Here is a 10,702-nt window from a genome sequence, read left to right on the forward strand (position 1 = left end):
CAGCACATCCCCGCCACGGACGACGACGGCGCCCACCGGGACGTCCCCCCTCCGAAGGGCGTCCCGCGCCTCGCCGAGGGCGGCGTTCATGAAGACCTCATCGGCGCCCGACGGCGTGCGGCCCCTCAAGTCGAGGGCCTCAAATCAGGGCCTTCACAGCAGGACCTTCAGGATCAGCTTCCTGACGTTCCCCGGCTCCTTGAAACAGACGCAGGGCTTGTGGGCGTCCTCGGGGAAAAACAGGACGAACTGCCCTGCAGGGACCTGAAAATAGACCCCCTCGCCGGTGAAAAACTGTATGTCGCGCTCGGCCGAATAGGGCTCCACCGCCTTGAGGTCCTCCACGGGGGCATAGCCGTACCATTCCTCCCCCTGAAGGGTGATGTGAATGTCGATGTAGCGCCGATGGGCCTCGAAGCGCCTCGCAGCGTGAGGCTCCGTGGTCGTCTCCACGACGTCCATGAAGAGGTTCTCCCCATCGAGCTCCCGGCGCCCCAGAGGAAGGGCGTCCAGCCTTCCCTGCGCCGCCAGATACTCCAGTCCCTTTTTCACTCCGATACCCAGGCCTCCGTAACGGGAGGGGTACTGCACCGTCCCCAGAATCATGCGTCGATTTCCCCTATCCATTCCGCTATTTTTTTAATCTGGTCCATGCCCTGAACGTCCGTCCTGAGGAGCGGCAGACGCACGATGCGGCGCAGGCGGCCGAAACGCTCCCCGATATCCTCCAGATACCCCTTTTGCGCCGCCAGCCGTTCGCGGAAGAACTCGCCCGCGTCCTCCGGAATCACCCGGTTGACCACGACGCCCCCCACGCCGATCCCGAACTTCATCAGCATCTCCACGGCGCGCGCCGTCTCCAGAATCGGCATTTTCTCCGCATTGAGCACGAAGTAGAACGCCGAGGCCCCGGGGTCCGTCAGATAGCGCCGGCTTCGCTCGAAACGGTCGCGCCGTCGCACAAGGGCATCGACGACGGGGTCCTCCTCCGCCCTCCTCCGCATCTCCTTGTCGAACCGCCCCGCCATCCCGAACATCTCCATCGCCTTCCGGCGTTTGGCGATGAGGTTCTCGATCCACCCGCCCAGAATCTCCGGCAGCGAGAGCAGGCGAAGGGTATGTCCCGTGGGAGCGGTGTCGAAGACGATCGCGTCGTACGCCCTGCCGCGCTCGTCCATCAGCTCCACGAACTTGTCGAAGATGGCGGCCTCCTCCGCGCCGGGGGAGGAGTAGGCGATCTCCATCTGTTTCTTGATCTCGTCCACGATCGCCGGGCTGACGATGGAGAGCATCCTCTCCTGTATCTCGGAGATGTACCGCCTGGCCTCGAGCGCGGGATCGACCTCCAGCCCCCAGAGGTTCTCCGCCACAGGGGTGATGTCCGCCCCCAACTGCACGTCCAGGACGTCGGACGTGGAGTGGGCGGGGTCCGTCGAGACGAGGAGCGTGCGGCATCCGCGGGAGGACAGGTGGCAGGCGTAGGCCGCCGCACAGGTGGTCTTGCCCGTCCCCCCCTTTCCCCCGAAAAAGGTGAAGGGCCTGCAGCCCGGACCCGGCAGGCCCGCCCCGCGTTCCTCAAAAGACGATTCGCTCATGCACCCTCCTCCGCCCCGTGCAGGCTACGTAAAATCATACTGCGCCGCCTTCTCGGCGACGACCGATTGACGATTCATTATACGCCTTTGCCAGGGAAGCATCTCCTCCGCCAGGTAGGGAAGCAGCTCCAGCGTGTAGTAGGAGATGGGGTTCGGCAGCCCCAGGTAGTCCCCAAAGAGCAACAGCATGACGTTGTCGTTCATGTCCCAGGCCTCCTTGCGGATCGCGGCCACCCGCTTCTCCATAAAGGTGCCGATCACGAACCACCAGGCCCATTCCCCGAACGTCCGGCACGCGCGCCCGAACCGGGCCCGCAGGCCCTCAGTCTTCTTCTCGGCCTCCTCCGTCATCCCCAGCGCCTCCCTTCCGGGCACGGCCCCGCCCGGGCCGCCCCTTCTGCATCTCCGCCGCCATCGCCTCCGCCACCCGCTCCCGCCCCGTGTTGCAGAGCGCCGTGAGCGGGCAGGCCCCGCAGAGCGGCTTCCGCGCCGAGCAGACCGCCCGGCCGTGTTCGATGATGTTGACGTGCCCCCCAAGGTAGCGCCCGGGGGGGACCTCCCGCTCCATCAGCGCGCAGATATCGTCCGGGGACGCCTTTTCGGGCACGAACCCGACGCGGCGGCAGACCCGGCTGACGTGGGTATCGACGGGGAACGCGGGAAGATCCATGTCGAACATCAGGACGCACGCCGCCGTCTTCTCCCCCACGCCCGGCAGCGCGGTCAGGTAGCGCCTGGCCTCGTCCCGCCCCCGCTTCGCGAGCTCCGCGATGGAGTAGGCGCCGAAATCCCCGCGCACGATCTCCAGGATCTTCAGGATGCGCCGCGCCTTCGTGGGCGCCAGACCGGCGGGACGCACCACATCCTCCAGGGCCTCGGCTCCGGCCCCGGCGACGGACTCCCAGCTCGGGAAACGCGCCTTGAGCCGCTCGAACGCCATGTCCCGGTTGCGGTCGTTCGTGTTCTGCGAGAGCACGGTCAGGACAAGCCCGTCCAGGGGCTCCCCGTGCCCCAGTTCGGGCGGGTCGGCCTCGTTGTGCCAGACCCCCTCCAGAAGGTCCAGGACGGAAAGGATCCAGCGCCTCAGCGGTCCGGCCCCGTCCGCGGGCGGAGCGGATCGGTCCATCCCCACCCTCAGGCGGCTCACCGGCCGCGTCTCCCGGCCGGACTCTCCTCCTCCGGCCTGCGGCCCCTCCGCCCTCCCTCATTCTCCTCGTCGTCCCCGCCGAGTTTCCTGCGCAGCCTGACGTTGTCCGATAGGAGCTTCGAGAGCCGCGCCTTGGCCCTGCCGTGGACGGATACGGGCGCATAGGAGCCGTCCCGGTGCTCCCGCCCGGCCCGGACCCCGGTGAGCAGCTCGATGCCCTCGTCGATCGTCCCCACCGCCCAGACGGAGAACTTACCGTCCTTCACGGCCTGGAGCACGTCATGATCCAACATGAGGTGCCGAACGTTCGCCCTGGGGATCATCACCCCCTGACGCCCCGTCAGCCCCGCGATCCTGCAATAGTCGAAGAAGCCCTCGATCTTCTCGTTGACGCCCCCGATCGGCTGGACGTTGCCGAACTGGTCCACGGAGCCCGTGACGGCGATCCCCTGATTCAGGGGAAGCCCCGAGAGGGCCGAGAGAAGGCAGTAGAGCTCCGTGGAGGAGGCGCTGTCCCCCTCGATGCCCCCGTAGTTCTGCTCGAACGTGATCCGCGCGGAGAGCGTCAGGGGCATGTCCTGGGCGTATTTCCTCCCCAGGTAGCTCGAGAGGATCATCAGCCCCTTGTTGTGGATGGGCCCCGTCATGCGCACCTCCCGCTCGATGTTGACGACCCCCTCCTGCCCCATGAAGACGTTGGCCGTGATGCGCGAGGGGTGCCCGAATCGGTAGTCCGTCAGGTCTATCACGGCGAGGCCGTTGACCTGCCCCACCACAGCTCCGTCCGTATCCACCCGGATGACCCCGTTCTCGAAGGCGCGGGTCAGCTTCTCCTGATACATGCCCGAGCGGTAACGCTTGTGCTCGATGGCCTTGCGGACGTGCTCCCGGCCCACGCGCGGCTTGTTCGACCCGGCGGCCCAGGCATGGGACTCCATCAGGAGCTCCCGGAGCCTTCCCAGCTCCGCCGAGAGGAGGTTCTGGTCCTCCGCGTCCCGGCTGGCCCACTCGATGACCTCGGACAGCGCCTCCGCGTCGAAGGGCTTCAGGTTCTCCCGCCGCAGGATGTCCCTCACGCACAGCCCCATCCGGCGCTCCGTCGCGGCCGTCCGGGGCATATCCGTGTCGAAGCTCGCCTTGATCTTGAAGAGCTTCCGGAACTCCGGGTCGTAATACTGCAGCAGCTCGTAGATGTAGGGCATCCCGATCATCACGATCTTGAGGTCCATCCGAATCGGGCTGGGGCGCAGCGAGGAGACGGGGATCGCCCCGTACTGTTCCCCGAGGTTCTCGATGGACGCCTCCTGAGTGCGGAGCAGGCGCTTGATCGCCTCCCAGGACATGAAGTTCATGAGCACCTTCTCCGCATCGAGGACCAGGAACCCGCCGTTGGCCTTATGAAAGGCGCCCGCCACGATGCGGCGGAAGTCGGTGTAGAGGTAGCCCTGGCGGCTCTCGTACTCGACCTTCCCCGCGAGGTTGTAGTAGGTGGGATTGGTCTCCCAGACCACCGGAGCTCCGTCCTTCGGGTCGTTCGAGACGAAGAGGTTGCCCAGATACCGCGAAAAGTCGACCTCGGCCGACTCGTCCCGGACCGCGGTGACGAACGCCCCGAAGTTCTCGATGACGTCCTCGGCCATCCGGTCGAACCATTTCGACAGAGGCTCGTTGCCCGAGTACGGCTCCCGGACGTCCGCCATGCAGGGAGCTATCGCGGTCCGGCATATCTCGGCCTCGAGCTCGCCGATCCGCTCCTTGAGCTCCTTCTCCATATCACGGATGCGGCGAAGCCCCAGAAGCGTCCTCTGGGACACCTCCTCGGACAGCGCCTGATAGCGCTTCTGCTCCTTCTCGTCCAGGGCCTCGAACTCCTCCTGCTGGATCTCCCGGACGACGGGCTTGCCCTCCTCGTCCTTCGCCTCGATCAGGGGGATGTTGACGAACCCCTGGGGGGTGCGTTTGAGGGAGAAATGGCGTTCGGCGGCCCAGGACTTGAGCTCGTCCATGATCGCCCCCGCCTTCTCCTGAAACTCCTTGACGTACTGCGCCTTAGCGTCCTCGTACTGGCTCTGCTCGAAGGCCTTGCCGATCACGGTCTTGAGCTCGTTCAGCAACCCGCCCAGGGCAGTGCAGAGCTCCTTTCCCCGGCCGGCGGGCACCGCCATCGCCAGGGGCTCCCCCGGCTCGTCGAAGTTGTGAAGGTAAAGCCAGTCGTCCGGAGCGGGGAGCTCGGCAGCCCGCTCCCTGAGACGTTCGAGCGCATAGCTGGTGCGCCCGCTGCCCGGCTGGCCGGTCACGAAGATGTTGTATCCCCTCCCCGGGACCATCAGGCCGAAGGAGATCGACTCCACCGCCCGTTCCTGGCCGATGAGCCCCACCCCTTTCCGGCCGGGGCCCCATTCGTCGGTCCCCTTCACCTTCCAGCTCCCGGGGTCCTTCAGCCGTCTCAGTTTCCCGGGCGTCAGCTTCCATTTATCCGTCACGTCATTCCCGCCTTCTGTCCCATCGTGGTGTCCTGAGCCAGGACATCGTCGGCGACATCGAGATTGTAGGGTTCAATAAAATTTAAGTAAGAAAATTCAATAAGGCCGGCACGGAAGGGTCCGCCCCCCGGAAAAACACCCCGTCCCCCTCCTCGATTTCCGGACAGGGGCCCCCATGTTCCGGTATTTATCCTATCATGAGCTCCCTGCCGATTCCTCGTCAGTTTACCGCAAAAACGATTTCCGCGGAAAAAGGATGGAACGGTCCTCCCGCCCTGCCCTGCTATAATCTAAGGACGCCCCGCCTCGGACGCCGCGCGGAACGCAGGGAAGCGCCCGGGGGCGCGGGCAGTCCGAAGAAATCAACCAGTTGCCTCACCAGTTGAGCGGTTCGCTCAGGGGGTTCATCGGGGAGGCTTCATAGAGTTCAGTGTGTTCCAAGATCATCCCGGACAAGCGACAAAGGAGGCCTAGCGTTGTTCCGAACTTTCTTCTCCCAAGTCCTCACCCGCCTCTGGCCCCCCCGCCTCCTCGGCGGGCTGGGCAGGATCCTGACGGAGTGGCAGGGCTCCGACATTCGGGAAAGGGGGATTCTGCTTCTCGTCTTCGCCCCCATGCTGCTCTGCGTCCTGGGGCTCCTGTTCAGCGTGGCCTCCTTCGTCCTGTTCGTGCTCCCCTCCTTCATCCTGAGGATTCTGGGCTGGGCCGTGCTGACCGCGCTGTTCGGCGCGGCGGGATCCTACTGCCACGACAGGCTGAAGGGGCGATCCTCATCGCCCTCCTATCATGCCGACCAGGACTTCTACGACGTTACGGAGGAGGCGTCCGGCTCCAATACGAAGGAGAGAACGTCCTCATCGAAGGAGGAGGACCCTCCGTCCTGGTTCGACAACGTCCGCAGGATGCGCTGGAGGGAGTGAGGAGGGGCAGGGAACCGCCCGCCCCTCGCCGAGGATCCGGAGCTCCGGTCCGGGCTCCGTCACGGCTCCGGGCCCGTCCGCATTCCGATCAGGCTCCGATGTCCTGAACCAGCTGTCTGTAGACTTTGACGAGTTCGACGGAATTCAGGCTGCAGGCGACTCCGGCAATGCCGGACGCAAGGCGCCTCCTGGATTCCGCCGCATCGTTCGTATAGACGTAGACCGGCTTGTCCGCTGCGCGGCACGCCGCGTAAATTCTCTCGAGGGCCGCGAGAAAATCCGGATGCTCGAACCTTGCGGGGATCCCCATGCTGATGGAGAGGTCGAACGGCCCTACGAATATCCCATCCAATCCCTCCAGAGCGGCGATCTCCTCGATGTGTTCCAGGCTTTCGGCGGTCTCGCACTGTGGGATCACCATCAGTTTTTCGTTGCTGTTGGCCATGAACTCCTCCAGCGATCCGGAGGCCCAGGCCCTGTTTCCGAATCCGCAGCCCCGTCCCTTGATAAAACCGCGGTTCCCCGTCGGCGCGTACTTGGCGAGGTCGATCAGGCGCCGGTATTCGTCGACGGTCCTGAGGCAGGGGACGATCAGGCCCTCCGCCCCGCAGTCGGCTGCGCGCTGGATCTCCCTGTGGTCCACGCCGGCGATCCGGACGACGGGAGTCAGGCCGACGCCCTCCGCCGCCCGGATCAGGTCCATCATGGTCTCCGTGTCGAAGGGGCCGTGCTCGCAGTCGATGATGACGTAGTCGAGCCCCGTGTAGCCCAGGCACTCCATGGACGACGGGTCGCCCAGGTTGAAGAAGGTTCCGATGACCGGCTCCCCGGCCCTGTACTTTTCCCTCAGTTTATGATGCATGCTCCTCCTCCTGCAACGGTTTGACGTGCCTGCGCCCTGCCCTAGGGAAAGAGGAGGTCGGGCCAGAGAGGAATCCACGCCTTCATCTGGACCAGGCCGATATCCAGGTAGACGGCCAGCATGGAACGGCTGGGGTAGCCCGAGGAGGAGAGTTCCCTAGGCAGCGGAATCTGAATCCGAACTCGGCTCCAGGGCGGGGAGACCTTCGGGGGGGCAGCCATGGAGAAAAGCGTCGTTCCCCCCGTGAAGGCGCTGGCCCGGACCAGGGGCAGAGGGGGAATGTCGCGGGCCCAGACGTCGAGCCGCAGGCCGTTTTCCAAACAGAAACGGGTCAGGGTCAGCAGCTCGTCCAGGGAAAAGAGGATCGAGGAATCCACGATAACATTGGTCAGCGTCCCCCTGTGCAGGGACCAGAGGGGCGGAAGCGTGATACGGACGTCCTGCCCGCTCTCGGCGCGAAGCTCCTTGAGGGTTGGGGGCAGAACGGAGCCCTGAGGCAGGGTGCGATGCAGCAGCAGCGCATCGAGCGGGGCACGCGGCAGCCATTGCATCGCGGAGCGGATGGTCCTCTCGTTCCAGACGGAATGGGCAACCGCCGAGGCATCCCTGAAGTAGGAGACGAACGGGGTTCCCAGGGTCGCCTCCACGAGAAAGCTCTCCTTGTCCTTATCCAGGGCCAGAACGGGGCGGTACAGCCCCAGAAAGCCCTGCTCCGTATCCCGGGAGGGGAGCATCGTCGCCTTGAAGAGCCGCGAGGCCGAAACATCCAGACAGTACAGGTCGCCACGGGGCGACGGGAAAAGCGCCCAGGCGTTCTGGAGGTCCGCCTTCAGGAGGTCGAGGTTTCGGACCTCCTTTCGCCCGAAATCGAGCCCGGCACGGAAGAGCTCCCCCTTCTCGGAGAGGACGAAGAGCTCACCCAGGGGAGACCACGCGACGTCGCGCGGCATCGGCGCCTCGGCGAAAAAAAATTCCCGCCGGCCGACGGCATCCAGCAGATAGACCCTGCCGTTGCCGCGGTCGGCGACGGCCAGCCAGTTCGCGTACCGGCTTATCCCCACGGGCTCGAACAGCATATCCCCCTCCGGCGGGGACCAGGACGCCAGATGCCGCAGGGACTCCCTGTCGTAGAAATCGACGGACCGCGCCACGGGGTCGGCCACGGCGAACTCCGCCTCCGAGAGCCAGCAGGCATCCGCGACGTGCGAGTCCACGCGCCCCCGCAGGTCCATGGAGATGTCCTGGCCGGAGACAGCGGAGAAGGAATGGACCTCCCCATCGACGCCAAAGACGAAGAACGTCCCGTCCCCAACGGGAAGGGCGGCGGCCGGAGCCTGAGCGGAGACGGCCCGGAACCCGTTTCCTTCCTCGGACAGGTAGACCTTGCCGCCCAGCGTATCGCAAAGGCAAAGAGCGGCGTCCAGCGCATCCACCTTGCCCAGCCCCTTCACGTTGAAGGGGCGCAGGATGCCGCCCCCCCATTCCTCCTGAAGGTCCGGCCGGGAGAACTGCCATCGTGAGGCGATGGGAAGCGGGCTCAGGACCGCCCGGAGCAGACGCTCCTGTGCCAGGAACCAGTTGAGGATCCGCGGCGCGGTACGGTCCATGGCCCGGACCTCGAGATAGCCGGACAGGGCCTTACGGGCTGCCTCGAAGTCCCCTGTGCGGGCCGCGGTCAGCCCCTTGAGAAGGTAGTAATCGACCAGATAGGTATTCGCCTTGAGGGCCCGATCCAGGTAATCCAGCGTATTCCAGTAATCCCGCTCCAGAAAATAATCGTATGCCCGAGTGAAGTGACGTTCGGACTCGTCGAGCTCCGCACGCGGGAGCTCGGCCCCCGTGGAGGGAAAGGCCGTTCCCAGGAGAAGTCCCAACACCGCCGTTATCAGGATCGTTCGTCTCATTTTCGCTCCCCGTCTGACTCGCACCCGTTTCTCGCTACTGAAAAAAAGAGCGGTAGCCGTAAACGATGGCGGCCGCGAACAAAAAGCCCAACAGCATCCTGAGGTACAGGACCCATAAATCCCCGCCGGGGAACTCGCCTCTTTGAATCTTCACCACCAGACGAGCGACCAGAAGCGCAAGTCCGAAGGAGAACAGCCCCAGAAGGGCATACACATTGCCCTGCGGCATTTCGCCCCAGCCTCAGGGCCCCGGAGGAAGGAGCCGCTGCTTGGCCGTGAAGGAACCGGCGGAGACCCTGAAGGCCAGAACGCCGCGCAGAGCCGCGTCGGGGATGGAAAAATCCGATCGCCCCGTCTGGTGCTCCATGATCTTCAGCAGCGCCCGCAGTTTCTCCTCGGGGTCCTCGATAAAGCCGACCGTCCCCTCACCGATGACGCTCGAGTAGGCAAAGCCATAACCGCAGGCGGCCTTGGCCTCGACGAGCTTGTGCCCGCAGTCCATCTCGAAGCACACCTCGGGATTCCTCCGCAGGATCTCGATTTTGCGCCCCTCCAGGGTGCTGTGACAGTAGAGCTCCAAAACGCCGTCCCGAAGGTCGAAACCGAAATTCATCGGAACGACATAGGGCCGCCTTCCATCGACCATCCCCAACCGAAGGACCTTGCAGTCCCCGATGATGCGTCCAATGGCCCCGAGATCCGTGACCTCCCGGTCCTTTCGCCTCATGCGACCTCACGCCCCCAATCCGCAAGCCTTTGTCAGTCAAAATTATAGCAAAGCGCGGACATCGATGAGATCCTTCCCGGGAAAACCTGCAGCCCTTCCTTTACAAAAAGCCGTTCGGGTACACTGCGCCCTTTTGTCGACAGCTTGGTCCATGTTTAGCGGCACGCTCTTCACTCCAGAAGCATTACCTTCCTTCTATAAGCGGCTCCTTCAGCAAAAAACCTACCACTGGAGGCTGCTCGTCCTCTGCAATCATCAGGGAAAATTGCAGTTTTTCAGGAAACCATACACATGCAAAACCCGGAACTTCCTGAACGGGAGAACCTAAAACAGGAGATAATTCCCTTTGGACTGTTTTATATCTCCTCGACACAGCCCTTTTGTCTTTGGCATATTCAAAGTATGAGGATGCTGTCGCCCTGCCCTGCGATGTTACGACGCTGAAAGCTGCGCCAACTTTTCCCTGCCCGTCCACATGAAACCAATTCAAAACATTGCCCGCAACATCGTCCGGTTTCCCTAAAATCTCCTGAACCTTCTCAACGGAGGTCCCCGGCTTCAAGGACATCAATGTCTCATAGATCTCCCTGCCGCTGCGAGAGGAAATCGGTTCCTCTTGAAAAAGAAACTGTTTCGCAAGCAAAAAAACGAGAGCAAACAAAAACAGAACTGCAAGCCCCGCATAAAGTCTCTTCCGGTTCATCCGTCTCCTCCTCTCATCCGTTAGGGCTCTTCTACAGCCACGTGGATGGGTGACGCGGGTTGCACATCAGGAAACTCGAGGGCATGATCAAACCCAGCCCCAAAACGACCGCCGGAATAAAAAAGTAAAACCCGGGAAGATCGTTCATCCAGAACCAGAGCCCCATCGAAACGGCGAGGGGAAACAAAAAGGCTATCCGATTCGCCGTCCCCATCTCCACCACCCCCAACATTCCCAGGGCGAGGCTCAGGAACCACCCGAACGCGATCGACGCAAGGAAACCCGCAGTCCACCAGGTACTTTCGGCTTGGATTTACAATCTAAACGCAACAGTAGGGGGTGAGAGAAGATAAAAAAGCCC

General features: G+C 63.6%; 12 protein-coding genes. 1 reads left to right on the forward strand and 11 read right to left on the reverse strand.

Annotation, left to right across the window (positions count from 1 at the left end; all coding sequences use genetic code 11):
- Positions 1 to 153: 153 nt before the first annotated feature.
- Genes ABLA28_RS08275 through ABLA28_RS08295 form a run of 5 tightly spaced genes read right to left on the reverse strand, consistent with a single transcriptional unit; the run spans position 154 to position 5,225 of the window.
- On the reverse strand, positions 154 to 606 hold the full coding sequence (locus tag ABLA28_RS08275; protein ID WP_347713250.1) for a YhcH/YjgK/YiaL family protein: 453 nt from the start codon (positions 604 to 606) through the stop codon (positions 154 to 156).
- Positions 603 to 1,595, reverse strand: coding sequence for an ArsA family ATPase (locus ABLA28_RS08280; protein WP_347713251.1), 993 nt, complete (start codon positions 1,593 to 1,595; stop codon positions 603 to 605). The genes ABLA28_RS08275 and ABLA28_RS08280 overlap by 4 nt, the downstream gene beginning before the upstream one ends.
- Before the next feature lie 24 nt (positions 1,596 to 1,619).
- Complete coding sequence (locus ABLA28_RS08285; protein ID WP_299298384.1) at positions 1,620 to 1,946, reverse strand: hypothetical protein; 327 nt, start codon at positions 1,944 to 1,946, stop codon at positions 1,620 to 1,622.
- The gene (nth, locus tag ABLA28_RS08290) at positions 1,918 to 2,742 is read right to left on the reverse strand and encodes an endonuclease III (RefSeq protein ID WP_347713252.1); all 825 of its coding nucleotides are present in this window, start codon (positions 2,740 to 2,742) and stop codon (positions 1,918 to 1,920) included. Before nth ends, ABLA28_RS08285 begins: the two co-directional genes overlap by 29 nt.
- Positions 2,739 to 5,225: an ATP-binding protein gene (locus ABLA28_RS08295; RefSeq protein WP_347713253.1), complete on the reverse strand. Its 2,487-nt coding sequence runs from the start codon at positions 5,223 to 5,225 to the stop codon at positions 2,739 to 2,741. The genes nth and ABLA28_RS08295 overlap by 4 nt, the downstream gene beginning before the upstream one ends.
- Before the next feature lie 476 nt (positions 5,226 to 5,701).
- On the opposite strand from ABLA28_RS08295, the gene ABLA28_RS08300 reads away from it, so the two are divergent.
- Complete coding sequence (locus ABLA28_RS08300; protein WP_347713254.1) at positions 5,702 to 6,145, forward strand: hypothetical protein; 444 nt, start codon at positions 5,702 to 5,704, stop codon at positions 6,143 to 6,145.
- Between the two features lie 88 nt (positions 6,146 to 6,233).
- Here ABLA28_RS08300 and ABLA28_RS08305 read toward each other — a convergent pair whose 3' ends face one another.
- The 6 genes from ABLA28_RS08305 to ABLA28_RS08330 all read right to left on the reverse strand — a co-directional run bounded on the left by ABLA28_RS08305 (position 6,234) and on the right by ABLA28_RS08330 (position 10,555).
- Positions 6,234 to 7,007, reverse strand: a complete 774-nt coding sequence (locus ABLA28_RS08305; protein ID WP_347713255.1) for an aldolase/citrate lyase family protein — start codon at positions 7,005 to 7,007, stop codon at positions 6,234 to 6,236.
- Positions 7,008 to 7,048: 41 nt separating this feature from the next.
- Complete coding sequence (locus ABLA28_RS08310) at positions 7,049 to 8,911, reverse strand: hypothetical protein (protein WP_347713256.1); 1,863 nt, start codon at positions 8,909 to 8,911, stop codon at positions 7,049 to 7,051.
- A 34-nt stretch (positions 8,912 to 8,945) separates the two neighbouring features.
- Entirely contained in the window at positions 8,946 to 9,140 is a 195-nt protein-coding gene (locus tag ABLA28_RS08315) for a flagellar biosynthesis protein FliR (RefSeq protein WP_299298402.1), read from the reverse strand.
- A gap of 12 nt (positions 9,141 to 9,152) precedes the next feature.
- Positions 9,153 to 9,638 carry a pyridoxamine 5'-phosphate oxidase family protein gene (locus ABLA28_RS08320; RefSeq protein ID WP_347713257.1) on the reverse strand — a complete coding sequence of 162 codons (486 nt, stop codon included), beginning with the start codon at positions 9,636 to 9,638 and terminating at the stop codon, positions 9,153 to 9,155.
- 184 nt (positions 9,639 to 9,822) lie between these two features.
- Positions 9,823 to 10,341: a hypothetical protein gene (locus tag ABLA28_RS08325; protein WP_347713258.1), complete on the reverse strand. Its 519-nt coding sequence runs from the start codon at positions 10,339 to 10,341 to the stop codon at positions 9,823 to 9,825.
- A gap of 31 nt (positions 10,342 to 10,372) precedes the next feature.
- Positions 10,373 to 10,555: a hypothetical protein gene (locus ABLA28_RS08330; protein ID WP_347713259.1), complete on the reverse strand. Its 183-nt coding sequence runs from the start codon at positions 10,553 to 10,555 to the stop codon at positions 10,373 to 10,375.
- Positions 10,556 to 10,702: the final 147 nt, after the last annotated feature.

Source organism: uncultured Fretibacterium sp., assembly GCF_963544685.1.
Taxonomy (GTDB): domain Bacteria; phylum Synergistota; class Synergistia; order Synergistales; family Aminobacteriaceae; genus CAJPSE01.

Coding starts and splice junctions, on each gene's coding strand:
- ABLA28_RS08275 (WP_347713250.1), bottom strand. CDS start 606: ATGATTCTGGGGACGGTGCAGTACCCCTCCCGTTACGGAGGCCTGGGT.
- ABLA28_RS08280 (WP_347713251.1), bottom strand. CDS start 1,595: ATGAGCGAATCGTCTTTTGAGGAACGCGGGGCGGGCCTGCCGGGTCCG.
- ABLA28_RS08285 (WP_299298384.1), bottom strand. CDS start 1,946: ATGACGGAGGAGGCCGAGAAGAAGACTGAGGGCCTGCGGGCCCGGTTC.
- ABLA28_RS08305 (WP_347713255.1), bottom strand. CDS start 7,007: ATGCATCATAAACTGAGGGAAAAGTACAGGGCCGGGGAGCCGGTCATC.
- ABLA28_RS08310 (WP_347713256.1), bottom strand. CDS start 8,911: ATGAGACGAACGATCCTGATAACGGCGGTGTTGGGACTTCTCCTGGGA.
- ABLA28_RS08315 (WP_299298402.1), bottom strand. CDS start 9,140: ATGCCGCAGGGCAATGTGTATGCCCTTCTGGGGCTGTTCTCCTTCGGA.
- ABLA28_RS08320 (WP_347713257.1), bottom strand. CDS start 9,638: ATGAGGCGAAAGGACCGGGAGGTCACGGATCTCGGGGCCATTGGACGC.
- ABLA28_RS08325 (WP_347713258.1), bottom strand. CDS start 10,341: ATGAACCGGAAGAGACTTTATGCGGGGCTTGCAGTTCTGTTTTTGTTT.
- ABLA28_RS08330 (WP_347713259.1), bottom strand. CDS start 10,555: ATGGGGACGGCGAATCGGATAGCCTTTTTGTTTCCCCTCGCCGTTTCG.